The following is a 24,847-nucleotide window of genomic DNA, read 5'->3' as shown; positions in this document are numbered from 1 at the left end:
GTACAAGAAAACCACGGTTTGGCGGTTACTCCGTCATTCCGTGGTTTTTGCTTTGTAAATATTTAACTAGCGTAACTTCAGTTCCTTCGTCCGATGTAGTCATCTCTACTTCGTCCATCAACGCCTCCATGAGATAAACACCAAGACGATCTGCATTGAGTTCGCTTGGTGTTGTGCCTGTGTAAGGTCCCGTTTGCTGCTCAGAGGCGTAAGCCTCATGGCTTACACCGCTATCTTTTACTGTTACTCGCAGCCAATCATCGCCCAACTCATAGCTGATATCAATATGTCCCGCTTCAGCTCCTGGCTCTGCATGAAGAATCGCCGTTGTACAAGCTTCGGACACGGCTACTTTCATATCTTCGATATCCTCATAAGAGAAACCCAGCTTCGTCGCTGTCCCATATAAGCTGAGCCTGACGATTTCTAAATATTCCGCCGCTGCAGGGATGTGTAAGCGAATGACGTTCATGCGCTGCCTTCGACCCCTTCTTTGAGAAATCCCGAAATGCCCGTCAGGTCAAAAAGCTTTCTAATGCCTGCCGGAATGTCCCGCACAGCGAATGGAGCCTTCAGCTCATCACGAAGCTTCAATGTAGAGACCACAATGCCAATGCCAGTGCTATCGATATAAGTTAACTGCCTCAAATTAAAGATAAGTTCTTTGTCTTCCCGATGAATAACAGCTTCCAGTACTTGACGGAATGCTTGCGCCGCTGCCAAATCTAACTCCCCACGAACATGAAGCTGTATCGTATTCTCCGATTCTTCTTGATCTACCTGGAATTTGTCCGTTGACATGAGCCACACTCCCTATTCGTCATTTCCTAAATAGTAACAAGTCATGCACCTTTATACAAGTTCATCTTGCGATTTGCGCTACGCACGGTACCCTTCGCTAACCAATCCGGTTTGTCCTCTATGACGCCTGCCGGGTACCGCCACCTGAGCAGCGTAATGTCTTCCGATCACCGTTTTCTCCGGGATGACCGTAATGCTAGTATCGCCTAGATTTCCTACAATGGCGCCATCCTTAATGATTGCACCCTCGCCAACGATGGCATTAAGGACTTGTGCATGCTTGCCAATTTGGACACCGGGCATAATCACACTGTTGATTACCCTGCTATGCGCCCCCAAACTCACCCCATCCGACACGACGGAATGACTAACATTACCCTCTATTCGACTGCTGTCACTAATCCAAGCATTATTCACTCTAGCATTGATCCCAACGTAGCCATTGGCCTCGTATCGCTTGGGCGTCATAACAGACCATTGCTCGGATTCCAATTCCAGCTGAGGGGTATATCCCAGTATATCCATGTGCGATTCCCATAGACTAGCCAGGGTACCGACATCCTTCCAATAGCCATCAAACGGGTAAGCGGATAAATGTTCGCCAGCAGCTAACAGCTGAGGGATGATATCATGGCCAAAATCATGGCTTGAGGTCCCATCGGCCGCATCCTGCAATAAGACCTTTTGAAGCATGTCCCAATTAAAAAGATAAACGCCCATAGAAGCCAAATGACTTGCTGGCTTACTAGGCTTTTCCGCAAAATCGGTAATCCGGTGCTCCGCATCCGTGCTGATAATACCGAATCGGCTTGCTTCCTTCATCGGAACAGGCGTAACAGCAATCGTAGCCACAGCGCCTGTTGCTTGATGATGGGCCAGCATGGCTCGGTAGTCCATGTTGTAAATATGATCGCCCGAAAGAATTAACACATAGGCGGGATCGTAAGATTGAATGAACGCTTCGTTCTGATAAATCGCATCAGCCGTACCCAAATAAGCATTAGGTGCGCCCTCTTTTCTTTCCAAAATAGAGAGTCCGCCTTGATCGCTCGCCATTCCCCACGTTTCCCCATTTCCAATATGGGCATGAAGGGCGGCGGGCTTGTACTGCGTCAGTACGCCAACCGTATGGATGCCTGAATGATGACAATTGCTCAAAGAGAAATCAATAATTCGGTATTTTCCGCCAAAATGTACGGCCGGCTTGGCAATATGCTTGGTTAATGGACTCAACCTTGAGCCCTCACCTCCAGCTAATAACATCGCTACACATTCCTGCTTCCTCATCATCATCTCATCCTTTCGTGCGAGATAGGTTCCATTACCTACATCTTCTTACACGCAAAATGTGACATTGAAACAAAAATGCGCAAGTTTACTCCACGAGGGAATATACTTGCGCGTTAGAAGCTTATGGAGCTGTAATCATCACTAGGCACATATCATCCTGCGGGGAACCGCTTTTGGCAGAAGGAACAATACGTTCAATCAGCCCTTCCGGATCATGTGTGGACAGTTCCTTGAGACTGCCCATAATTTCAGCAATACCGTCATGCTCTTCATCCTCAATCCATTCCGTTAAACCATCCGTAAATAGGACAATTTGGGCTTGCTTCTCGTAAGTGGCATGACCTTGGGTAATTTCGATATGATCAAAAAAACCAATCGCACAACAGCCTTCAGTCAGCAACGCCACTTTACCATCCAGCAACGCAACGCCAGCGGGATGTCCCGCGTTCACATAATCGATCGTACGCTTCTCCGTATCAAGAACCATGTAGATCGCCGTAAAATAATAATTAATCAAGCTATCCGTGATATGCAGCTGATTCATTCGCCGATTTAACTCCTGCATAACACGAATCGGCTCGCAAACCCCCGTGATCGTATCCTTCAATGCAGAATAGATGTACATACACACGAGCGAAGAAGAGATGCCATGTCCCATCATATCCAGCAAAATAATGCCATACCGGTGAGGACCTATCGGGTACCACGCATAGAAATCACCCGCAAGTTCAGAAGAAGGCTTATACACAGCTGAAATTTCGATATGATCATTCTTCAGCGGACTGCTAAGCACACTCAATTGAATCTGTTTAGCCAAATCAAGCTCATATTTGATCCGCTTATCTCGCTCTTTGTGCCAATCCTTCTCATATTTCAAGCGAAGCGTAGAACGAATTCGGGCAAGCAGCTCCACCTTGTTGATGGGCTTCATGACGTAGTCCAATGCTCCCGCATCCAGCGCTTCCGCCAGCTTATTCGAATCCCCCATCGCCGTTACGAAAATAATAGGAATATCCTTGAACCGCTCATCGGCTTGCACCGTACGGCACGCTTCGACCCCATCGATCTCCGGCATCATCATATCCATGAGAATGAGGTCAACGGTTACTTCCACCTCGTCGGATACATCCATACCTAACACGTTATAGAGTTCCTTAGCTGAGGAGACGGCAATTAAATCTGCATAACCAGCTTTATTCAAAATCTTTTCAATGATTAATAAATTCGTTGCATTATCATCCACAATCACGATACTCATACGCTAACCCCTTTCGGGTAAATAAGTAAAATAGTAGGCAACGCCAGAATCTACTTCCAATCGTCTATCCTACTATCCTATAACCCTAGCTGAGACAATTCAACCAGACTGGGGGGAATTTTGCAAATAGTTAGAAACTTATCGTGTTCCTGTTTCAACATTTCGCTAGCAGGGTACAAACAAGTAAGAGAGCTCGTTACCTTATACTTGATTAAAAGGAGAGATGACGTATGAATGAAACAGTTGAAACGAATAAAGGCGGATTATGGGTAGGTCTTGTAATTGGCGGTGCCATCGGTGCTGTCTCCTCCTTACTAATAGCTCCTCAAACAGGAGCGAAGCTGCGTAAGAATATCTGGAGTATGTATCGCACATGGCAGGATAAAACAACCGAGATTGCCTCTACCTTATGTTCAAAGACAGATGAGGTTACCTCCAAAATAAGTGATAAAACGGAGGACATCGCATCCAAAATGAGTAATAAAACAGAGGAGATTGCCTCCTCCGTGAGTGATACATCAAAATCGATTGCCGATTATGTCAGCCAAAAAACGGCAGAAATTGTAGATAAAAAAAATTAAGGGAGAGGTTCCAATGGATAAGATTACCCTGCATCGCCAGCTTACGGACCTTGGATTAGAACGAATCGAATACTTGGAGAAATCCGTGTACCGAATTGATATCTATAACGGGGCCACCTCCGTTGCCTATCCGTTAACGTTAAAAACCTTAACCTCTGAACATGGTAACACCACTGTGCACTTCCATGATGCGGATTTCGAAGGGAATACCTTCGTACCGCTTCAAGTTCGCCGGGCTGCTCTAGATAAACTGATAGAACTCGAGCAGCTATGTAACGGCTCAACAGGTAAATCATTGGAAGATGCCAATAACGGGTCCATGGCCCAGGATATCGGTGAGATGAAAAAGCTTGGGAATGAAATGAAACATATGAAAACCAACAGCGAGCTTCTCGAGATTGATCTGATTCCCGATCCAATTCAGTAGAATGACGGCAATTGTAGCCGGGTTGATAGAAGGAGAAAACACCTAATTCCTGATGGGAATTAGGTGTTTTCTTTTGGCTAGCGCCCTATTACCACTCGGCTACCGTGCCATCTTCTTGACGCCAGAGCGGATTTTTCCATTGATGGCCGATAGCCGCCATTTCTCGAACCTTCGCTTCGTTGATTTCAATGCCAAGACCTGGCGCTGTCAGATTTCGGACGAAGCCGGCCTCATATTGAAATACGGCAGGATCTTTCAAATAGTCCAGTAAATCACTGCCCTTGTTATAGTGAATACCTAGGCTTTGCTCTTGGATGAACGCATTGGGCGAGCAGGTATCCAACTGCAGGCACGCTGCCAATGCAATCGGGCCCAGCGGACAGTGCGGTGCAAGCGCAACGTCATAAGCCTCTGCCATGGCGGCGATTTTGCGTGTTTCCAGAATGCCGCCAGCATGGGAAACGTCCGGTTGGATAATGTCGACGTAGCCTTGGGCGAGCAGTTCCTTGAATCCCCAGCGGGTATACATACGCTCCCCGGTTGCAATTGGGCAAGAGGTATAGCGAGCTATCTCCCGCAACGCCTCGTTATTCTCAGGCAATACAGGCTCCTCGATGAACATCGGCCGGAAGGGCTCTAGCTCTTTGACGATGATTTTGGCCATCGACTTGTGTACGCGGCCGTGGAAATCAATCCCGATGCCCACATCTCGCCCTACGGCTTCGCGAACTGCCGCAATACGAGCGATAGCCGCATCCACTTTGCTCAAGGAGTCGATGTAATGCAGCTCCTCTGTCGCATTCATCTTCACAGCAGTGAATCCCGCTTCGACCTGTGTCCTCGCAGCCTGCCCCACATCACTAGGCCTGTCTCCGCCGATCCAGGAATAGACCCGTGTCTGGTCGCGGCAAGCGCCGCCCAGCAAGTCATAAATAGGCGCGTTATAGAACTTGCCTTTAATATCCCAGAGTGCTTGCTCGATGCCCGAGATCGCACTTGTTAGTATCGGTCCGCCCCGGTAAAACCCACCGCGGTACAGCACTTGAAACAGATCTTCAATCCGCATCGGATCCCTGCCGATGATGAGATCGCTCATCTCCGTGACGGCCGCCGCGACAGTATCCGCCTTGCCTTCCACAATGGGCTCGCCCCATCCTGAAATACCTTCATCCGTTTCGATCTTCAGAAATAACCAGCGTGGTGGCACCTTAAACAGTTCCAACTTCGTAATCTTCATCTCAATCGTCCTTTCGCGCCTAGGATGACATGCGGAATCCAGCAATAATCACTCTGATTTTCGCTATGGGGTGGGCATGTTCCTTCTGGGCGAAGGGAGAATTGTCGTATAAGCACGTGTTGAGTGCTTATGGCTGGTAGTGCTTGGGCGAGTGGGAGATAGGACCTCCGTGAGGGCTTATCGCAGATAGATGCAGGGCTTGCGGGAAATAGGACCTCCGTGAGTGCTTATTACAGATAAATGGGGGGGTTGCGGAAAGATAGGACCTCCATGAGGGCTTATTGCAGATAAATGCAGGGCTGCGGGAGATAGGACCTCCGTGAGGGCTTATTACAGACAAATGCGGGGGCTTGCGGGAGATAGGACCATCATGAGTGCTTATTCGCCCCATACTGTCGCCGGTGAGGGTGATCTCTTGGGAATACGCACGCTGCAAGTGCTTATTCCTCTGATTTCGGGAAATTTCGAGCGAATACGCACATGTGGATGGCTTATATGATTCACAGCAGTGAACATGTGTAGGAGTAGGTTTCTCCTCCCTATTACACCATTCCTGTATGAATGTCTGCCTACAATTCGCTCAAATTGCAAAGACACTGACCCGTCAGGTCCCCCTATCCTCACACTGCCACCTACTCAGATCCACGCACTAGCTTCATCTCCATCTCAGGGCGAATCTCCCCATACATGCAAATAAATAGGCAGCAGTCGTCAAGCAACTGCTGCCTACCCTTTATGCCTTCGGATGCACCATATCCGCTGGTTTGACGTACTCGTCGAACTGCTCTGCGGTCAAATGGCCGCTTCGCACCGCTGACTCCTTCAGTGTCAGCCCCTCTTTGTGCGCTTGCTTCGCAATGCTGGCGGCCTTCTCATACCCGATATACGGGTTGAGCGCCGTGACCAGCATGAGCGATTGCTCCAGATTGCGCTGGATCACCGCGCGATTCGGCTCCATTCCCGCGAGGCAATGGTCGTTGAACGAGCGCATGCTATCCGCCAGCAGCCGCACGGACTGCAGGAAGTTGTGTATGATCACGGGCTTGAACACGTTCAGCTCGAAATTGCCTTGGCTAGCGGCGAAGCCGATGGCCGCATCGTTGCCCATCACCTGGCACACGACCATCGTCATCGCTTCGCTCTGCGTCGGGTTGACCTTACCCGGCATAATCGAGCTGCCGGGCTCGTTCTCCGGAATCGTGATTTCGCCGATTCCGCAGCGGGGGCCGCTCGATAGCCAGCGAACATCGTTGGCTATCTTCATCAAGTTCGCCGCCAGCGCCTTCAGCGCGCCGTGGGCGTAAACGATCTGATCATGGCTGGTCAGCGCATGATACTTGTTCTCGGCCGAGACGAAACGTGTGCCCGTCTCGCGGGTTAAGGCTTCGGCGACGCGGGCGCCGAATTCGGGATGCGCGTTCAGCCCCGTGCCGACGGCGGTGCCGCCGATCGCGAGCTCGCGCATCGTGTCGACGGCGTTGCGCACCATATGCGCCGTGTTGTCGAGCATGGCCCACCACCCGCTGATCTCCTGCCCCAGCGTCAGCGGGGTGGCATCCTGCAGGTGGGTGCGGCCGATCTTAACGATGTCGGCGAAGGCCGTCATCTTGGTGTGGAGCGTTGCCTGCAGCAATTCGAGCGCAGGCAGCAGCTCTTGCTCCACCGCGACGACGCCGGCTACGTGCATCGCGGTCGGGAACGTATCGTTCGAGCTCTGCGAACGATTCACGTCATCGTTGGGATGGATGCGCGCAGCGCCCTCCCCGAGCAGTTCATTGCCTCGGTGGGCGACCACCTCGTTGACGTTCATGTTCGACTGCGTCCCGCTGCCCGTCTGCCAGACGACGAGCGGGAACTCGTCGTTCCAGCGGCCTTGCACGATTTCATCGGCGGCCTGCGAGATCGCCTCCGCTTTCTCCGGCGGCAAGCCGCCTAGGTCGCGGTTGACGTGAGCGGCTGCTTTTTTGAGCTGCGCAAAAGCACTAATCAGCCTCGGCGGCATTCGCTCCGTGCCAATTTTAAAATTCTCAAAACTGCGCTGGGTCTGTGCCCCCCATAGCTTATCCACAGGTACTCTGATCTCCCCCATGGTATCGCGCTCCATCCGGTATTCTTGTGTCATACGTTTCCTCCTCTATTGGTCAGCCTTCATCTTCTGATGAATAGTACCCCTACTTGGTCCATTTCAAACTACTAACAAGCAACGCATAGTTTCCCCAAATGTTGGAGCCTTATGAGTCGTGACTGGTTATCTAAGCGAGTGAAGAGCTATAATGAGGAAAATGGACATTTTCACCTAACAACTACAACTTCAGCTATTCTCAGTATGGTCTACTTGTAACTCCCTGACACTACCTGATCTCTCCTAAAACCCAAGTTGTATGTTGTACAACATTATGCTTCGAATATAGCTATATGCGGACGAATGTTGTATTTCTTACAGCATGAATGAGACAGTTTTGGGGTTTCAGGAGAACTTCAGCCATTATTGTTGTACAAGATACAACATTCACTCCCGTTTAATCGTTTGTCTAACGATAATGCTGCATGAAATACAACTTGCAATACGTCCACTGAATGGGTTCAACAATTTGTGAGAATTTTTTAGATCGATTTAGCCTATAAAGGAGAAGGAGACCTACCTTATGGAAACCAAACTGCCGATCATCGTCCGCTCCACAGAGATTGATGTCAATGGTCATGTGAATAATGCCAAATATTTGGAGTACCTCGAATGGGGACGTGAGGAATGGTATGAGGCCTGCGCGCTTTCTTACGAGACATTTGGCGCACTCGGCATTCAAACCGTGACTGTCAATATTAACGTTAATTATAAAAAAGAATGCAAACAAGGCGAGCACTTAACCGTTAGCTGTCGTCCTGAGCGAATTGGCCGATCCAGCTACGTCCTTCAGCAAGAAATTCGTAATGAACAAGGCGACCTCTGTGCGGATGCGCTTGTCACCAGTGTGACAATGGACAGCACTACGCGTACGAGTCGGGAGGCGCCGGAGGCGTTACGGAAGCAATTTGCCTAAGCCGAGTGAGCGCAGCTACAACCTTCCTGGCCCTGCTAAAGTTAATGAAACAGCCAAAGTCACCCGTAATGGATGTCTCTGGCTGTCTTTTCATTTTATAACGATGAACGCTCGCGTTTAAACTTGGCAACTGATTGTTGTTCCAGCTCATCCCAATTAGGCATGGGCAGCATGGCTTGCCGCTTCAAAGGATCGAAAGAGTCCAGCAAAGCCACAATCTCCGCATAGGACCCATCCACCAATTTGGCAAAGGGTAACCGATGATACAATTTCAGTCCGAGATAGACCGCGTATCGGTATTTACGAATCATTTTAGCCTGACCAGCGGGAATTAAGGCATAGCCCAGTTTCTCCAACATGGCAAAACCTTCAACCATCGCAGAGATCGCTTGCTTAAGGTGCTTCTTGTTCTTCGCTACCTTTTTCACATCACCGTTGTTCAGATAGAGAATCGCATTCATTGCGACAATCAGAACGATATGACTCTTCAGCCAAGCGTCCATGTCTGCCTCATAGGTCAATTTATACTTAGCCTGCTTAAAAGCACGTTCCAGCTGAGCCTTAAAAGGTATCTCTCCGTTCAGACTCCCCAGCACCATTTGCCCGCCTCCGCGGATGCAGATCATGCGACCACTAGCCTCTCTAATCCCACCGCTTAACTGAAAACCGAAAGCAACATTTTTGGTACCCTGACTATTTTCTAAAAGAAACCTTTGCATGCCATGCGCATCCGCATTATTGCCAACAAGCACGATATTGCTGCTCTCATTCTCAGCTAGTATCGATAACACGGTCGGGAAATCATTATATTTCATCACCACAAAAATGAGATCGTAGGTATCATCAGGTTGCAGTGCACGAATGACTTTAACCTTATCCACTGTCGTTTTACGCTGAAAATAATGGCGAATAACTAGCCCGTCACGCTCCAGCTGTTCAGCTCGCTTACCTCTCGCTAGCACGGTGACATCGTTATCCCCACGCACGAGCGAATGAGCAAGATAACTGCCTAAAACGCCCGCTCCAAAAACTAATATTCTCATCGTCAAAGCCTCCAGCCTTTTTTGAACATTTGTTGTTTTTCGAACGTTTGTTCAATACAATAAGACTATCAGCGGGTTCGATTGGGATCAATCGCTAATTACCGTCATTTTGTTGATTTTTCAACAACAGGCACACGATTGTCTAAAAAATATAAGGATGGGCGCAGCCATGGACAGAAGAATCAAAAAAAACCAAGAAGCCATTATGAAGGCGTTACTTAGTCTGATGGCGGAGAAAGATTTCAGTAAGATCACCATTAACGAAATCGCGGAGCGTGCTGATGTCAATCGTGGCACCATTTACTCGCATTATATGGACAAATATGATCTCTTAGATGCCTGTATCGAAACACATCTGGATCAACTCATGGCAAGCTGTATGCCCATCGAAGGCGTGGAGTTATTTCCCTCCAAGAACTCGCTGCTTCGTACATTTGAATTAATGGAGAAAAATGCCTCTTTATATACGACTTTGCTGACGAACAAAGGGGTTCCCCCTTTCAGAAATCGTGTGCAAGCCATGCTCGAAAAAGGCATTCAGGAACAAATCACAACCAACCATCACGACCTTGGGCTGCACACAGATGTGTTGGTACAATTTCTGAGTTCAGCCACAGTCGGTGTCATTGAATGGTGGTTTACCCACGCGATGCCCTATTCAGCGGCGGAAATTACGGATCAGTTATGGACGCTTCTTGAGTTAAATCAGATGATTCCTCGAACGTCTCCAGTTCAACCATTGTAAGTACCTGTGGATAACTTCTGGCCAATCGGTGTCGGCAGCCCATCCATGCTCGTCATATTTTTCTTGTGCCAATAATCAAGCAGCCCTTGCTCGCCTTGCTTTTCCGCCCAGTTCTGCAAAGTGTTTCGTTCACCCTCATATGTGTAAAAGGGAACGCTGAAGCCACAGGAGGTTTTCACCTCATGGACGTCGAGAACGATGATCTGCCTGGCCCCAGGCAGCATGTTAAACTTCGGCACCAGCCGCTCCCACTCATGGGACCCTGGCAGTGCAACGCGTCCTTTTCCATATAGCCGAAGAATCATCGGCGGACCTTCGATGGCGATGAACATGACGGTGATGCGGCCATTTTCATCAAGATGTGCACTGGTTTCATTCCCACTCCCCGTAAGGTCGAGGTAAGCCACTTGATTGGTTGATAATACGCGCAGCACATCATGGCCCTTCGGTGAAATATTCACATGTCCATCCGCGGACACGGGCGCTGATCCTACGAAAAAAATATGCTGCTTCGCAATAAAAGCCTCATGCTCCGGTAGTAGTGCTTCGAATGATTTTCCCATTTGGCACACATCCTCTTCCATTTTCTTCTATTATGCGCTTCATCTCTCTATTTGTGAAATACATAATTGACGCACGAATAATAGGAAATACCTATAACTGGATGCAATTTAATTAAATTGCACTATGTATGCATAGTTTTCAATCACCCGAGGGATACTTAGCTAGTTGAAACATAGAGGAGGTGATTGTACCATGTCAACAAACAACAGTAGCGACGACGTAGTAAGTCATGCGATTAATGCGGCTGAGGCGAATGCCGAAGACAGCCAATCGAAGCAACAGGTAGAGGAATTGTCATCCTTGCTTTCCAACGCAACAACAAGCGCTAGCGAAGACGACGAAACCTCCTCACAGGAATAATCTGCTCCAGTCACACAAATCCGAGGCATTCGTTGATGTTTTGCATACGAACCCTCATGAAGAAAAGCTCCCTCCTCGTACATGACGAAGAGAGAGCTTTTTTTATGCGATATCACGCGTTATCCTGTCAGTACGTTGAACCAAACGCCCATCTTTCGAATATGGTGTAGCAAAAACGTAGGGATGATGTGACGAATGAACGACTTGGAATTGCAATTGGAACACCAACCAGTTAGTATACAAACCCATAAGGTGCAGCGCCACAACTTAAATCTGATGTACCCCGAAGTTATCCACCTGAACCCCCCAATGGTCCAGCATACCATCAATACAACGATTGTGAATGCGGTGAACCAGCAGTTGCATGAGCAGGGCTTCCCAAAGAACCCACAGGCGGATGTGACCGCTTATTACGAAATCAAGACGAATGAACGCCGTGTACTTAGTTTATCTTTGATCAATTATACGTTCTCGGGTGGGGCACATGGAATGACGATTCAGAAGTCTTTAACGTTTAGCACGAAAACGGGCAAAAGCTACACGCTCAAGGAACTATTCAAGCCTGGCAGTGATTACGTCGGGAGACTAAGTGCTATGATCCAAGCCGAGATCAAGCGGCGTGATATCCCTTTGTTAGTTGATTTCAAAACCATTCGTCCCGACCAGGACTTCTATATTGCTGACAAATCGCTGGTTATCTATTTTCAACTCTATGAGCTAGCCGCTTATGTGTATGGGTTCCTGTATTTCCCGATTTCGGTGTATGCACTCCAAGACATCGTCGTCGAAGATGGCCCGCTTGGATCCATGATGTACTAAGGCACTCTACAGGCACACGATAATTTGGCGGCTAAAATTCCCCTTATTCACGGTACAGCGTGCCTCTATGCGGAAACCTGCTTCGAGCAAAAAAGGATCGATTTGCTCGGTTGTCACAATCACCGCGCGCCGCGCTAATCGGCGCGCGGTTTGCAGCATTTCCAGCTTCTCGTCATCGGGAAGCTGGGAGCAGAGATTGTAGGGCATGTCCAGGATCAGCGCATCGTAGATGGGCTGTGGACTGCCCGGGGGTTGCGCCTGCGGAGCTTCGCCCGCAGAGGTAAGGGCTTGAGCTTGCGGCGTTGCCTCGCCCGCAGGAGCAGCAGTGCGGGCCTGCGGCGCTGCTTCGCCCGCAGCCATAGGCGGCTTCGCATGCGGGACTAGCGTCCGCATGTCTGCCACTTCGACCACATTCGGCATGCCGAAGTGGTCCAGGTTCACCCGCGCGCCGCGCACGGCTAGCGGGTTCAGGTCATACCCCACGATGTCGATGCCCATCGACATCGCCTCCATCAGCACCGTGCCGATGCCGCAGCACGGGTCAATGACCCGCGTGCCCGCCACCTCGGGCACGGCAATGTTCACCACCGCCCGCGCTACGCGCGTACTGAGGGCGGTGGAGTAGTTCTGTGGCTTGTGCTGATGCTGAAGCCACACGGCTTCGCCGTAGCTGCAGTCGCCGAACAACCATCGGCCACCCAGCTCCGTCACGGCGAACCATTGCTCCGGCCTGCGCATCTCGGCCTTGCCGCGCAGCCCCAGCCCTAGTTCGCGCTCGACGTTCCGCTGGCGGTCATAGCTGACCGCCGTGTCCGTCTCCGCGAACACGACCTTGAACGTTGCGCCGCGCACGGTCAACGTCTCCAATTGCGAGGCCAGTTCCGGCAGACTGCCGGCCTCGTACAACACATCCATCCGCAGCTTGAGAAACGGGCTGCGGCTCGGCTCAACCTTACGCGCGCTGACTACGTAGCGCGCCCCCATCTCTCCCCCGAGCAGCGTGCGCAGCTCCAGCTCACACAACGCTTGTTCATTCTCATGACAAGCAAATACATAAATATGCTTCATCTTTTTATCCCCTGCGTACCTATCAATGTTCCTTACATTCATCTCTTCGTTCCCTACGTCCATCCCCATATTCACCACAATCTCTGCCTCATCCCTATATCCTCAACGCGAAGCAAATTCCTGAATAACCTGCTTCACGAATGTATCCATCGTTTTGCACAAAAACATATCCTTCCGATACACAATCCCCATCGCCTTCTGCGGAACGGGATCCATGATCGGGATGGCACACAGCTTCTGCTCACGCACCTGACCACCCATACTCTCCACATACGATTGCGGCAAAATCGCCCCGCACACGTGGTTTTTGGCCATCTGCAGCAACGACTCCAGTGTCGAAAGTTCCACGATGGGCTTCCAAGCCAAACCAATCTGCGCGCAGCAATCGTCCATCATTTGACGGACATAGAACTTCTGCTGCAGCATAGCAATCGGAATCTCGGTGAGCTCAGCCAGCCGAATCTCCTTCACCTGATCCTGCGCCAACGGATGCCCCTTGGAAACGACAAGCTGCAGCTTCTCCTCATACAAAGGAATGCACCGCAACTGCTCGTCCTCCTCCGGCATAAAAACAACCCCCACATCCAGCTGATTGTTCAATAGCTTCTCCTTGGTTTCTTCGGTTGCTAGCTCCATCACGGATAGCTCGATTTTGGGGTACTTCGCGTGAAACGCCATGATCGTCGCCGTCAGCAAATGATTGCCTGAACAGCCGATCCGCAATCGCCCGCGCTGCATTCCTTGGAGCTCATTCATCGCCATTTGCGCCTGCTCCAGCTCATGAAAAATATTACGACTATGCTTGCGCAGAATCTCGCCCGCTTCTGTTACATAAATCTTTTTGCCTATACGCTGAAAAAGTGGTGAACCCACCCGATCCTCCAACAGTCGGATCTGTTGACTGAGCGTAGGCTGGCTAATGCCCAGCTTCTCCGCGGCATGGGTGAAGTGCAGCTCCTCACACACCGCTTGAAAATACACCAACAACCGATAATCCACCCCATAACCCCCGATCATAGCTATTAACTATGATAGTAATTGATAAATCGCAATTGATCAATGATTGCAAATTTTCTATAGTTAAGGATAAATCGTTTTTACGGAACCATCCACATGAAAGGTGGCACATCGCATGTACGGAAACATTCGAGTTGAACTTAATCACAACGGCAAGACGATGCCAAACTTAGAAGAGAATCTTGGCTTTGGGAAACATTTTACAGCGCATATGTTTATGATGGATTACGAAGAAGGAACTGGCTGGCACGATCCGCGCATCATTCCTTACGGCCCGATTTCGCATGATCCCGCAGCGATGGTCTTCCATTACGGTCAAGCGGTTTTCGAGGGCATGAAGGCTTTCCGCACGGAGAGTGACGAAGTCGTGTTATTCCGTCCTGATCAAAATGCCAAACGTTTAAATCGCTCGAGTGAACGTCTCAGTATCCCTCAAATAGATGAAGAATTCGTCGTAGCTGCAATTCAGCAGCTTGTTCGTATCGATGCCGCATGGGTACCGAAGAAAAAGGGTTCTTCCTTGTACATCCGTCCGTTTGTCATTGCAACTGAAGCCATTCTAGGTGTACGCCCAGCTATGCAGTATTCCTTTATTATCATTATGTCGCCTGTAGATGCTTACTATGAGGAAGGTCTGCAGCCAGTTAACATTCTTGTAGAAAGCTATTTTTCTCGGTCCGTGCGAGGTGGAACTGGTGACGCCAAAGCAGCTGGCAATTACGCGGGCAGCCTGAAGGCGCAGACCCTAGCCAAAGAGCATAACTGCGCACAAGTCCTCTGGCTTGACGCCATCGAGAAGAAATACTTGGAAGAAGTCGGGAGTATGAACGTCTTTTTCAAAATCAACGGAGAAGTTGTCACGCCTAGCCTCAGCGGCAGCATTTTAGAGGGAATTACACGCGGCAGTATTATCCACCTGCTCAAAGATTGGGGCATTCCCGTGACAGAGCGCAAGATCTCTATCGACGATATCGTTGAGGCCCACGCGAATGGGTCGCTGGAAGAGGCTTTTGGTACGGGTACCGCAGCGGTCGTATCGCCGATCGGCAGCTTACTGTGGAACGGCACACCGATGGTCATTAACCAAGGGAAGACAGGTGAGCTAGTCGAGAAGCTTTATGCGACGATCACAGGGATTCAAAGCGGGAAGCTGCCAGACACCTATGGCTGGTTACTAAAGGTATAAAGCGCTTTAAGCCTACATCGTAGAGCGATTCGTACGCATAGACATAACGAAAGACACCCTTAGAGGTGTCTTTTTTGTTGTTCAGACCACTCACGCATTAAGCACTCCCAGCTTGCTTATGCACCTAGGAATCGCGATATTTCACTCGATAAGACCATCGCGAGTGCTTATTGGTCGCATCAGGTTCCTCTTTCCGCGCACACTCATGCAGCAGGCACCTTTTTTCCATGTGGAAGCCCAGCCCTTATTCACTACAACCCATCTAGCTACTTTTGAACCCGTCCACCCTCATCTTGCGCCTTCCCCTGCTCCTCCACAATATGACCGTCAATGTCGATAATGTCCTTGCTCTTCACGGCATCTTCCCCGAGGAAATCCCGCAGCTTATTCTTCGCTTTGCGTCTAACCTCATCATCGAGACTCTTGGACACAGCGGCAAGCGCGAAACCTAGCGCACTAAGATCATCCACATAGCCAATAACAGGCAGCAAATCAGGAATAATATCCAGCGGCAGAATGAGGTACCCCAGCGCACCGTAGATTTGAACCTTCGCGCGGAGCGGTGTTTTAGGACTCTCCAATGCGTAAAAAAGCAGTAATCCCGTGTAAATGACCTTACTGCCGGCCTTTTTGGCACCTTTTTTCAACTTGCCCCAGAAGCCGTCAATTGAGAAATATTTTTCATATTTGGATGAGTTCATTTGGCAACACTCCATTCGTTAGGCCTTCACCTTGTATATACCCACTATTTTACACCTATCCCACGTAGGAAGTCTCGGTTTCTCCTGCCCCTTATAGTTATGCTCTAATTGATTATAGATAATCGCATCTGGCAACAATGGTGAGAAAACCTCTATCCACGGCTATTCATGGATACGACCGCGCTAGAGGTACCTATTATCGCCGATTAGAAGATGATTGCGGGAATTACAAACTCATCCTTTCTACTACGGCAAAAAAATGGAGGTTGATGATTGTGGCAGAAATTAAAGTACTCGATAATGGTCCCCTACTCGTAAGTGGTGCTACGTTATTGGATGGAGAAGGCGACACAATGGAAACCAAAGAACAAATCTATCTGTGTCGTTGCGGGCTTTCCGCTAATAAACCGTATTGCAACGGTGCTCACAAAGGGCAGTTTGAAAGTCAGGTTCGTGACTAGTCACACTTGACCACGACACAACAATAACTAAAAAGGGTTGTTCCCAAGCAGATTAATCTCCTTGTGGAACAGCTCTTTTTTCCTATGCAACGCGAGCTCTTATAAATTTTACCCAAGTCCATCCAAACAATGTCCCTATGCAAGCCGCCTCCCATCCTGTATGTTGTTGAAATCAACATCTTGCAGCATGAAACGAGGCATTCCTATGCATTCCATCCTGACGAAACTCAAGGCCATTCGACTCCCCTTCTGGGTCATGTTTATGAACACCTTCAGCATGGCTGTTGGCTTTTATATGATGATTCCCCTACTTGCTTCTCATCTATTGAACGACCTTATGCTGACGGTCACGCTAGTTGGCCTCATCTCTGCAATTCGCAGCTTCAGTCAACAGGGGCTTTCTGTACTTTGCGGTACTTTGGCTGACAAAATCGGTTATAAACGCACGATTCTCATCGGTTTATGCATCCGCACGTTCGGTTTCGGCCTGTTCGGCTTCGTAGACAGCACGCCTGGCTTAATTGCCGCATGTTTCTTCTCCGGGTTAGGCGGTTCCCTGTTCAATCCAGCAAGCTATGCCTACTATGCGGCACTTTCCACAGCAAATAACCGCATCACAATTTATGCGATACGGGAAATGCTGAGCAATATGGGCTTCGTCATCGGTCCCGTCTTAGGGGCACTGCTCATGCACTTTCATTTTACATACGTGAGCTTAGCGGCTGCGCTAATTTTCGCGTTTGCCTTTTTCTTCAGTCTCTTCTTCTTGCCTGCCATCCAAAGCGAGCCATCTCGCGCTGCCTATACAGGCATCTGGTCACAAATGAAAACGGTATTGAGCAATCGCCCTTTCCGACGTTTTATGGTGTTCACGATGGTTTCTTGGTCGCTCGTCACGCAGTTATATATCGCCGTTCCATTTCGGATGACCCAAATGGCCACTGATGCCAATATCGGGCTTATTTATAGCTGTGGAGCCGTAGTGATGGTCTTGCTTCAAGTCCCCTTATCTAAATTTGGACACGCCAAGCTGAAGCCCTATAGCGTTATGTCACTTGGTACAGTGCTGCTAGCAGCTGGCTTATTTACGATTGGGCTCACGAGTGCCATGCCAGGCGTTTATCTCGGCGTCATCACCTTCATGATTGGGCAAGTTTTTCTACAGCCGATGATGAATACCATGGTTTCCGACTATGCAGGGAATGAACCGATCGCGAGCTATTTTGGTTTCAACAGCTTTGCATTATCTATCGGAGCCATCATAGGGAACGTAGGAGGCGGTTATCTGTATGATCTTGGGGATTCACTGGGGTGGCAGGCGCTTCCTTGGTCTTGTTTCCTTGTCTTCGGACTGTTGAATATGGCTTGGATGTTAAAAGAACAAGGAAACCGCAGACGCTCAATCCGCAGCCCCTCCTGAGGTAGGATTCGAGGTCGTATTCGGTGTAGTGCCAGTCAGTCTTTCTCGGGTATCTGTCTCCTGGCCTTCCAGCCTTTTCACGAAAGTGGCTCGCCAACTCACAGACAGTTCCTGCACCTCAAGCAGCTTGCGAATACCTGCCACGTTATCTTTCTCTTGATGCATAATCCGGTTGGCGTAAGCAACAGTGATACCATGAGGATGGCGTAATACCCGCTTCAAGATATCGGTTTTCGCTACATGCCCTTCCTGTACAACACGGAAATAAAAGCCGGTATACCCCGACTCTTGTACCTTAAGCGGCATGTCCGGCCTGTCGTACTTCACGGATAATTTAAAACAGGGCTGTCGGGGTTGACTTACTTCCACGATGGCTTCCCCCAGCTCAAATTGATCCCCGATACACACCTCCGTTTCCACCAGGCCACGAATCGTTAAATTCTCGCCAAATGCACCATAGACCATCGGTTGCTTCAATTCATTCACCCAATACGCATAGTGTTCAAAAGGGTACACACACACGGCCTTCTCCCGGCCGCCATGATGAACGAGATCCGCTTGTCCGTCTCCTTCAAAGTTTTCCCACGACAAGAATAAGGCGGCATCCGTGGATTGTTTGTTAATGCCAGTGACAACTTCTTTATTTTTATATGGGACCAGCTGGGGCTTCCCGATATTGATCGAGAGAATTTCGATAGGATTCAAGAACATTACCTCCTGCAATCGTTATAATTCTGATATGATTCAGTTTATAATGATAGGTAAAACCTATCATTTGGCTTTGAGAGTCCATGTCCGGCAACCAAGGAGGCCATCCATCGATGGAGCTAAAACAATTAGAGTATTTCATGGCTGTCTGCCGTGAACTGCATTTTACCCGTGCGGCTGAGAAATTGGGCATCGCTCAACCCTCGCTGAGCCAGCAAATTCGTTTGCTCGAGCACGAAATCGGGACGCCTTTATTTGATCGCATCGGCAAACGCACCGTCATTACTGAGGCTGGCCGAACCTTACAACACCATGGTTTCAATGTGTTCCATGAGCTATCCCAAGCACGTGCCGCGATCAGTGAGCTCCAGGGCTTACAACGAGGAACGTTAAAAATCGGGGCGCTCCTCACCGTTGTAAACTATTTACTTCCGCCTACCGTTATTGAATTTCATCGCACCTACCCTAATGTCGAACTTTCCGTTCTCGGCCTGCGGACAGGGGATATCTACGAGGGACTTCTGCAAAACGAACTCGACCTTGGCATCGTGTATATGCCGATGATGCATGACGACTTAGAAACGATCCCGTTATATACGGATAGTCTAATCCTTGCCGCGCCAATCGATCATCCGCTTGCGATGGAGCCCTATGTCTCGCTTGCTATTTTAAAAGAAACGCCATCCGTCTTATTGCCAAGCAGCTATTTCATCCGCCAATTCCTCAATGAGAAGTGCCGTGAGCTTGATTTCACCGTTCACCCCGTCATGGAAATGACCACGCTCGAATCGATTATCCAAATGGTTCGCAAAGGCGTCGGTGTCACCGTGCTGCCGAAGGCTTATCTCGACTATATCGACCATCCGCACATTCGTGCGATACCCATTCACGATCCCGTGCTCACGACACAAATTGGCATCGTTTACCGCAAAAACAAATACTTATGCGCGGCCAGCCGCGTCTTCATGGAACAATTAGTTAGTGCTTGCATGAAGTGAGAACTGTGAGGTAAGCTCCTTCACTTTACGGCGTACCTGGTCTTGAATCGTTGCCTGATATGGGTTACACAATGTGAGCGCAATGAGCTGGGCAATCTTCTTCATTTCTGCAGGGCCCATGCCTCTGGTAGTGACCGCAGGTGTGCCCAGCCGTATACCACTCGTGACCAGCGGGCTTGCGGTGTCAAAAGGTATCGCATTTTTGTTAACGGTTATGCCGACCTCATCCAGCAGGTGTTGAGCATCCTTCCCTGTAAGATGGATACTGCGCAGGTCAATGAGGATTAGATGATTGTCCGTTCCACCCGTGACAACATGCAGCCCCTCTGCCATTAAAGCTTCCGCTAAGGTGCTGGCATTCTGAAGGACACGCTTCATATACTGCGCAAATGCCGGGTCTGCCGCTTCTCCGAACGCGACCGCCTTAGCGGCAATCGTATGCATGAACGGCCCACCTTGCGTAGTCGGAAAGACGGCTTTATCAATCGCCTGAGCCCACGACTTCTTGCATAGGATCACTCCGCCTCTGGGACCGCGCAGTGTTTTGTGCGTGGTCGTCGTCACAAAATGCGCATGCGGCACTGGGTTCGGATGCAAGCCAGCAGCCACAATCCCCGCGATATGTGCCATATCTACGAGGAACAGCGCCCCTACTTCTTCGGCGATCTGTGCGAAAGGCGCGAATTCGATCGTGCGCGGATACGCGCTAGCCCCGACCACAATCATGCGCGGCTTATGCTTGTGCGCCAATTTGCGTACCTCATCATAATCGATGCGGAAGGTCTGATCATTCACGCCATAGGGGATGAAATTGTACAATTGACCCGATGCATTGACCGAACTGCCGTGCGTCAAATGTCCTCCATGTGCGAGATTCATCCCTAAGATCGTATCTCCCAACTTTACAGAGGCAAAATAGACCGCCATGTTAGCTTGAGCACCCGAGTGGGGCTGCACGTTCACGTGCTCTGCACCGAAAATCTCCTTTATTCTTTGAATCGCCAGCTCTTCCACCGCATCCACGTGTTCACAGCCGCCGTAATACCTTTTACCCGGGTAGCCTTCCGCGTATTTGTTCGTTAAGACCGTCCCCATCGCTTCCATTACAGCCCCGCTCACAAAATTCTCGGATGCGATCAGCTCAATTTTATCGTGTTGCCTGTGAAACTCTTGCTGGATGGCTGAAGCAATTGCAGGGTCCTGTTTCAGTAAATGTTCCATACCATGATCCTCCCGGTAGTGATTAGTCCTAAGATGCTAATCCTTTTGGGGTTCAGTATAGAGCCAGAACAACGATTCTTCAATTCAATAATCTAACTAGTAATGATAGGTTTTTCCTATGATTTCCCTGTGAGCTGCCCGATTTTCTAAAGAATATCGGATTCCTCAGGCAGCAGCTTCATCGTTTACTCGTTCGTCTTCAAGATCTGATAGCTTACACTCAGCACGCCGTTCTTAAAGCTTTGAGAGTCGATGAGTTTGAGGTTTGCCGGCTGCTCGATACCCTCAAATAACCGTGTCCCTGATCCCGCTACAACGGGGCAAATGTTCAGTATCAGCTCATCTAACAGTCCCTCGCGCAGCAAGGATCTTACTAACGCCGGGCTGCCAGGAACCTGAATATTCTTGCCTGGTTGTTGTTTCAGCTTCCTAATTTCATCTGCAAAATGACCTCTTACCAGCGTAGCTGGCTGCCACTCCAGCGTATCGAGTGTCGTAGAAACTACATATTTCGGCGAGTGGTTTAAAAATTTCGCCATCGGCACATCACTGCCTTGGTGCTGCCAAAACTGCGCCAAAAACTGATACGTTTGCGGCCCCACGAGCACAGCATCCGCCTTCGCCACACCTTCGGCGATGCGGTCCATGATTTCGGCATTGCCCCATTTCTTGGGCGAGTTCTCCGGTGAATCAATCACGCCATCTAGGGAGATGAAGAGTCCTGCTACGATTTTTCGCATCACATCGTGCTCCTTCTGATTATCGATTAGGTTCGTCGTACCCTTTTCCTTGTACTTCCAAAAGCAGTATGATGGAGCTGTAAACGTGAATCCTGGGAGGCGATTATCCTGTCGAGCACTACCCCTTCGATAAACCGAAAAGGCATCAATTACGATATTGGAACATTTACGAGAGGCAAAATTGCCTCATCCCGCGATGTGTTCGATCCAGCGATTATTCAGCGGGAAATGAGCATCATCAAGTACGATCTGCATTGCACGGCAGTCCGGATTTCCGGTCAAGATATAGAACGACTTACGCTAGCCGCTGAATTTGCCCTTCAAGTCGGGTTAGAAGTATGGTTGTCCCCCGCTTACATAGATGCGACGGAGGAAGAAACGTTAACTTACTTCATTCAGTGTGCGAAGGCAGCAGAGGTGTTGCGACTACAATTCCCACATATCTTATTCGTCGTGGGATGCGAGTTATCTTTTTTTATGAAAGGCCTAATTGATGGAGCAACATCCTTTGACCGCATTCAAACGATGATGAAACCTTGGCGCCTGCTGTTCAGTACGGTCAAGAGGGGCTCTTTCCACAAACGATTAAATGCCTTCCTTGGCAGGGCAACATCCGCGGTGCGAGCGCATTTCCACGGGCAGCTAACGTACGCATCGGGCTCCTGGGAAAATGTGAATTGGGATCACTTCGACATCATTGGCATCGATTACTACCGCGAGAAATTCAACAAACGCTTCTATCGGGAGAAGCTTCGCAAATATATGTCACACGACAAGCCTGTTGTCGTAACGGAGTTCGGCAGCTGCACCTATCAGGGGGCCGCCGATAAGGGAGGCTACGGTTGGGCGATCGTTGACCGAAGCGCAACACCTCCTCAGCTAAAAAGCGCTGTGATTCGAGATGAGGAGGAGCAGGTCACGTATATGCGAGAGCTATTTGATATTTTCGCGGAGGAGAAGGTCGATGGCGCTTTCTGGTTTACCTTTGTGATGGCCACCTATCCGCATGACGACAACCCTTTATACAATCTGGACACAGCCAGCTACAGTGTAGTTCAAAGCTATTCAAATCAAAACGGGAAGACCTATCCCGATATGCCTTGGGAACCCAAAAAATCGTTCTATGCGTTAGCTGAGTATTACGGGAAATCATTCCCCTAAATTGACTGAACCAGCTCCCTGCTGATCCCTCAGTGTTTGGTGTGCAAGAAGAACTCCTTTGTCATTCCGAGCTTCCAGTTCAAAAGGAACCTTCGTTCCCCAAGGCAGTCGCACGAGCCAAATCGTATGCTCCGCGTCTATTGTAACCAGATCAGCGATATAATTCCCTGCCTCAGCACCATGAGTTTGGACACGAATGTCCGCTACCGCTGCGTCCTGCACACGGCCAAATACCAGAGTAAACGGCATCGAAGGTTTCTTAACGCTCGGAAATATCATAAAATCTAGGGCAGTCTTGGGGGTGTCTGACGGTTGGCTAGTCTGGCTAGCACCAATTGAATATCCCCCGCCTCCCGCCCATTTCCAGCCGAGCCATACTTTATGAGCGTACTCAGCTTGGAGATTGCTTCCTGTGGCTTGAGGCTGCTGAGTGAAGAGCAGCATGCCGCCTTCTACAGGCTCTCTGTGGATAACTTGCCTAGCTGGCTGATGCCGAAACTTGCTGATGGCCTCCTCTGGTGTTTCGCCTAGCGGGGTACGGATGGTTTCTTGCATCCCCATCGCTCGTGACAGCCTCCAATCCGCAATCCCGCCCGGTTTATCGTTCATATAGACAATGCCGTACAGCAGAATAACACCCGCGAGCAACGATCCGATGATGTAAAACGCACGCTTTTTGCGGTACATGCTCATCAGCATCCCCTCCCTTACTGTATAGGCTAACCTTACATATATTTGGATAATATACCCAATGGTACCACATAGCTAGATAAAATTCAGGTCATCTTTGACCGAGAGAAGCTCTTGAATCGTACTTGAATCGCTCTAGATCGTTCTTAGATCGTTCTTAGACCTCTCTTAGACCTCTCTTGGACCTCTCTTGGACCTCTCTTGGACCTCTCTTGGACCTCTCTTGGACCTCTCTTGGACCTCTCTTGGACCTCTCTTGGACCTCTCTTGGACCTCTCTTGGACCTCTCTTGGACCTCTCTTGGACCTCTCTTGGACCTCTCTTGGACCTCTCTTGGACCTCTCTTGGACCTCTCTTGGACCTCTCTTGGACCTCTCTTGGACCTCTCTTGGACCTCTCTTGGACCTCTCTTGGACCTCTCTTGGACCTCTCTTGGACCTCTCTTGGACCTCTCTTGGACCTCTCTTGGACCTCTCTTGGACCTCTCTTGGACCTCTCTTGGACCTCTCTTGGACCTCTCTTGGACCTCTCTTGGACCTCTCTTGGACCTCTCTTGGACCTCTCTTGGACCTCTCTTGGACCTCTCTTGGACCTCTCTTGGACCTCTCTTGGACCTCTCTTGGACCTCTCTTGGACCTCTCTTGGACCTCTCTTGGACCTCTCTTGGACCTCTCTTGGACCTCTCTTGGACCTCTCTTGGACCTCTCTTGGACCTCTCTTGGACCTCTCTTGGACCTCTCTTGGACCTCTCTTGGACCTCTCTTGGACCTCTCTTGGACCTCTCTTGGACCTCTCTTGGACCTCTCTTGGACCTCTCTTGGACCTCTCTTGGACCTCTCTTGGACCTCTCTTGGACCTCTCTTGGACCTCTCTTGGACCTCTCTTGGACCTCTCTTGGACCTCTCTTGGACCTCTCTTGGACCTCTCTTGGACCTCTCTTGGACCTCTCTTGGACCTCTCTTGGACCTCTCTTGGACCTCTCTTGGACCTCTCTTGGACCTCTCTTGGACCTCTCTTGGACCTCTCTTGGACCTCTCTTGGACCTCTCTTGGACCTCTCTTGGACCTCTCTTGGACCTCTCTTGGACCTCTCTTGGACCTCTCTTGGATCGTTCCTGGATCGTTCTTGGATCCCCCACCTCGGTTCCCATTGGATTTATACAATGTTTTCACTATATGTAGCGTCAAAAAACCAATTCTATTGGATTATTCCACCCGAGCAGCTCAAAATTGGTCAAAAAAGGCCTTCTGTGGCGGCTTGGACTGGATTTGTCCAGTTAAATCAAGAATTTCGCCTTGTAAAACAATTTCCCA

At 49.6% G+C, this 24,847-nt stretch carries 26 protein-coding genes; 11 read left to right on the top strand and 15 right to left on the bottom strand.

What is annotated here, in order from left to right; all coding sequences use genetic code 11:
* Nucleotides 1-25 precede the first annotated feature (25 nt).
* The 4 genes from rsbW to A8709_RS06730 form a co-directional block, all read right to left on the bottom strand.
* Nucleotides 26-472: an anti-sigma B factor RsbW gene (gene rsbW, locus A8709_RS06745; protein ID WP_065851423.1), complete on the bottom strand. Its 447-nt coding sequence runs from the start codon at nucleotides 470-472 to the stop codon at nucleotides 26-28.
* Complete coding sequence (locus A8709_RS06740) at nucleotides 469-801, bottom strand: STAS domain-containing protein (RefSeq protein ID WP_065851422.1); 333 nt, start codon at nucleotides 799-801, stop codon at nucleotides 469-471. The genes rsbW and A8709_RS06740 overlap by 4 nt, the downstream gene beginning before the upstream one ends.
* Before the next feature lie 78 nt (nucleotides 802-879).
* Nucleotides 880-2,088: a glucose-1-phosphate adenylyltransferase gene (locus A8709_RS06735; RefSeq protein ID WP_065851421.1), complete on the bottom strand. Its 1,209-nt coding sequence runs from the start codon at nucleotides 2,086-2,088 to the stop codon at nucleotides 880-882.
* A gap of 124 nt (nucleotides 2,089-2,212) precedes the next feature.
* Nucleotides 2,213-3,349, bottom strand: a complete 1,137-nt coding sequence (locus tag A8709_RS06730) for a PP2C family protein-serine/threonine phosphatase (RefSeq protein ID WP_065851420.1) — start codon at nucleotides 3,347-3,349, stop codon at nucleotides 2,213-2,215.
* A 230-nt stretch (nucleotides 3,350-3,579) separates the two neighbouring features.
* Here A8709_RS06730 and A8709_RS06725 point away from each other — a divergent pair, with 230 nt between their 5' ends.
* Together A8709_RS06725 and A8709_RS06720 are read left to right on the top strand one after the other, a co-directional pair.
* Nucleotides 3,580-3,930, top strand: a complete 351-nt coding sequence (locus A8709_RS06725) for a YtxH domain-containing protein (RefSeq protein WP_065851419.1) — start codon at nucleotides 3,580-3,582, stop codon at nucleotides 3,928-3,930.
* Between the two features lie 13 nt (nucleotides 3,931-3,943).
* Complete coding sequence (locus A8709_RS06720; RefSeq protein WP_065851418.1) at nucleotides 3,944-4,357, top strand: hypothetical protein; 414 nt, start codon at nucleotides 3,944-3,946, stop codon at nucleotides 4,355-4,357.
* An 88-nt stretch (nucleotides 4,358-4,445) separates the two neighbouring features.
* Here the strand turns inward: A8709_RS06720 and dgoD are convergent, their stop codons facing one another.
* Both dgoD and fumC read right to left on the bottom strand, forming a co-directional pair.
* Nucleotides 4,446-5,594, bottom strand: a complete 1,149-nt coding sequence (dgoD, locus tag A8709_RS06715; RefSeq protein WP_065851417.1) for a galactonate dehydratase — start codon at nucleotides 5,592-5,594, stop codon at nucleotides 4,446-4,448.
* A 733-nt stretch (nucleotides 5,595-6,327) separates the two neighbouring features.
* A complete protein-coding gene (fumC, locus tag A8709_RS06710) occupies nucleotides 6,328-7,716 on the bottom strand; it encodes a class II fumarate hydratase (RefSeq protein WP_065851416.1) in 1,389 nt (462 codons plus the stop codon).
* 523 nt (nucleotides 7,717-8,239) lie between these two features.
* Between fumC and A8709_RS06705 the strand changes: the two genes are divergently transcribed.
* Nucleotides 8,240-8,632 (top strand): acyl-CoA thioesterase, encoded by a 393-nt coding sequence (locus tag A8709_RS06705; RefSeq protein ID WP_065851415.1) that lies wholly within the window; start codon nucleotides 8,240-8,242, stop codon nucleotides 8,630-8,632.
* 95 nt (nucleotides 8,633-8,727) lie between these two features.
* Here A8709_RS06705 and A8709_RS06700 read toward each other — a convergent pair whose 3' ends face one another.
* Nucleotides 8,728-9,675: a ketopantoate reductase family protein gene (locus A8709_RS06700; RefSeq protein ID WP_065851414.1), complete on the bottom strand. Its 948-nt coding sequence runs from the start codon at nucleotides 9,673-9,675 to the stop codon at nucleotides 8,728-8,730.
* A gap of 169 nt (nucleotides 9,676-9,844) precedes the next feature.
* On the opposite strand from A8709_RS06700, the gene A8709_RS06695 reads away from it, so the two are divergent.
* Nucleotides 9,845-10,420, top strand: a complete 576-nt coding sequence (locus A8709_RS06695; protein ID WP_065851413.1) for a TetR/AcrR family transcriptional regulator — start codon at nucleotides 9,845-9,847, stop codon at nucleotides 10,418-10,420.
* On the opposite strand, the gene A8709_RS06690 is transcribed toward A8709_RS06695, so the two are convergent.
* Nucleotides 10,408-10,983 carry a pyridoxamine 5'-phosphate oxidase family protein gene (locus tag A8709_RS06690; RefSeq protein ID WP_065851412.1) on the bottom strand — a complete coding sequence of 192 codons (576 nt, stop codon included), beginning with the start codon at nucleotides 10,981-10,983 and terminating at the stop codon, nucleotides 10,408-10,410. The two genes, A8709_RS06695 and A8709_RS06690, sit on opposite strands and share 13 nt — an antisense overlap.
* 193 nt (nucleotides 10,984-11,176) lie before the next feature.
* Here A8709_RS06690 and A8709_RS34445 point away from each other — a divergent pair, with 193 nt between their 5' ends.
* Together A8709_RS34445 and A8709_RS06685 are read left to right on the top strand one after the other, a co-directional pair.
* A complete protein-coding gene (locus tag A8709_RS34445; protein ID WP_167357018.1) occupies nucleotides 11,177-11,344 on the top strand; it encodes a hypothetical protein in 168 nt (55 codons plus the stop codon).
* A gap of 195 nt (nucleotides 11,345-11,539) precedes the next feature.
* Nucleotides 11,540-12,163, top strand: a complete 624-nt coding sequence (locus A8709_RS06685) for a DUF3298 and DUF4163 domain-containing protein (protein WP_065851411.1) — start codon at nucleotides 11,540-11,542, stop codon at nucleotides 12,161-12,163.
* Nucleotides 12,164-12,169: 6 nt separating this feature from the next.
* On the opposite strand, the gene A8709_RS06680 is transcribed toward A8709_RS06685, so the two are convergent.
* Both A8709_RS06680 and A8709_RS06675 read right to left on the bottom strand, forming a co-directional pair.
* Nucleotides 12,170-13,231 carry a TRM11 family SAM-dependent methyltransferase gene (locus A8709_RS06680; RefSeq protein ID WP_167357017.1) on the bottom strand — a complete coding sequence of 354 codons (1,062 nt, stop codon included), beginning with the start codon at nucleotides 13,229-13,231 and terminating at the stop codon, nucleotides 12,170-12,172.
* Between the two features lie 102 nt (nucleotides 13,232-13,333).
* Nucleotides 13,334-14,230, bottom strand: a complete 897-nt coding sequence (locus A8709_RS06675) for a LysR family transcriptional regulator (RefSeq protein ID WP_065851409.1) — start codon at nucleotides 14,228-14,230, stop codon at nucleotides 13,334-13,336.
* A 133-nt stretch (nucleotides 14,231-14,363) separates the two neighbouring features.
* On the opposite strand from A8709_RS06675, the gene A8709_RS06670 reads away from it, so the two are divergent.
* Entirely contained in the window at nucleotides 14,364-15,434 is a 1,071-nt protein-coding gene (locus A8709_RS06670) for a branched-chain amino acid aminotransferase (RefSeq protein ID WP_065851408.1), read from the top strand.
* Nucleotides 15,435-15,700: 266 nt separating this feature from the next.
* Here the strand turns inward: A8709_RS06670 and A8709_RS06665 are convergent, their stop codons facing one another.
* Nucleotides 15,701-16,135, bottom strand: coding sequence for a YkvA family protein (locus A8709_RS06665; RefSeq protein ID WP_065851407.1), 435 nt, complete (start codon nucleotides 16,133-16,135; stop codon nucleotides 15,701-15,703).
* 269 nt (nucleotides 16,136-16,404) lie between these two features.
* On the opposite strand from A8709_RS06665, the gene A8709_RS06660 reads away from it, so the two are divergent.
* Both A8709_RS06660 and A8709_RS06655 read left to right on the top strand, forming a co-directional pair.
* Nucleotides 16,405-16,596 carry a CDGSH iron-sulfur domain-containing protein gene (locus A8709_RS06660; protein WP_065851406.1) on the top strand — a complete coding sequence of 64 codons (192 nt, stop codon included), beginning with the start codon at nucleotides 16,405-16,407 and terminating at the stop codon, nucleotides 16,594-16,596.
* Nucleotides 16,597-16,801: 205 nt separating this feature from the next.
* Entirely contained in the window at nucleotides 16,802-18,016 is a 1,215-nt protein-coding gene (locus tag A8709_RS06655) for an MFS transporter (protein ID WP_065851405.1), read from the top strand.
* Here A8709_RS06655 and A8709_RS06650 read toward each other — a convergent pair.
* Nucleotides 17,996-18,727, bottom strand: coding sequence for an MOSC domain-containing protein (locus A8709_RS06650; protein WP_425262312.1), 732 nt, complete (start codon nucleotides 18,725-18,727; stop codon nucleotides 17,996-17,998). The two genes, A8709_RS06655 and A8709_RS06650, sit on opposite strands and share 21 nt — an antisense overlap.
* Nucleotides 18,728-18,837: 110 nt before the next feature.
* Here A8709_RS06650 and A8709_RS06645 point away from each other — a divergent pair, with 110 nt between their 5' ends.
* Nucleotides 18,838-19,722: a LysR family transcriptional regulator gene (locus tag A8709_RS06645; protein WP_065851403.1), complete on the top strand. Its 885-nt coding sequence runs from the start codon at nucleotides 18,838-18,840 to the stop codon at nucleotides 19,720-19,722.
* Here the strand turns inward: A8709_RS06645 and A8709_RS06640 are convergent.
* Together A8709_RS06640 and A8709_RS06635 are read right to left on the bottom strand one after the other, a co-directional pair.
* Nucleotides 19,699-20,943, bottom strand: coding sequence for a serine hydroxymethyltransferase (locus A8709_RS06640; protein WP_065851402.1), 1,245 nt, complete (start codon nucleotides 20,941-20,943; stop codon nucleotides 19,699-19,701). The genes A8709_RS06645 and A8709_RS06640 overlap by 24 nt on opposite strands.
* Nucleotides 20,944-21,128: 185 nt before the next feature.
* Nucleotides 21,129-21,683: a dihydrofolate reductase family protein gene (locus A8709_RS06635; RefSeq protein WP_065851401.1), complete on the bottom strand. Its 555-nt coding sequence runs from the start codon at nucleotides 21,681-21,683 to the stop codon at nucleotides 21,129-21,131.
* A gap of 198 nt (nucleotides 21,684-21,881) precedes the next feature.
* Here A8709_RS06635 and A8709_RS06630 point away from each other — a divergent pair, with 198 nt between their 5' ends.
* Nucleotides 21,882-22,844, top strand: coding sequence for a hypothetical protein (locus A8709_RS06630; protein WP_208607650.1), 963 nt, complete (start codon nucleotides 21,882-21,884; stop codon nucleotides 22,842-22,844).
* Here the strand turns inward: A8709_RS06630 and A8709_RS06625 are convergent.
* Nucleotides 22,833-23,537 carry a hypothetical protein gene (locus A8709_RS06625; RefSeq protein WP_065851399.1) on the bottom strand — a complete coding sequence of 235 codons (705 nt, stop codon included), beginning with the start codon at nucleotides 23,535-23,537 and terminating at the stop codon, nucleotides 22,833-22,835. The genes A8709_RS06630 and A8709_RS06625 overlap by 12 nt on opposite strands.
* Nucleotides 23,538-24,847: the final 1,310 nt, after the last annotated feature.

Origin of the sequence: Paenibacillus pectinilyticus (assembly GCF_001700435.1) — a bacterium.
Taxonomy (GTDB): domain Bacteria; phylum Bacillota; class Bacilli; order Paenibacillales; family NBRC-103111; genus Paenibacillus_E; species Paenibacillus_E pectinilyticus.
Note: the sequence above shows the minus strand (reverse complement) of the source record. Positions and strands in the feature narration are given on the sequence as shown.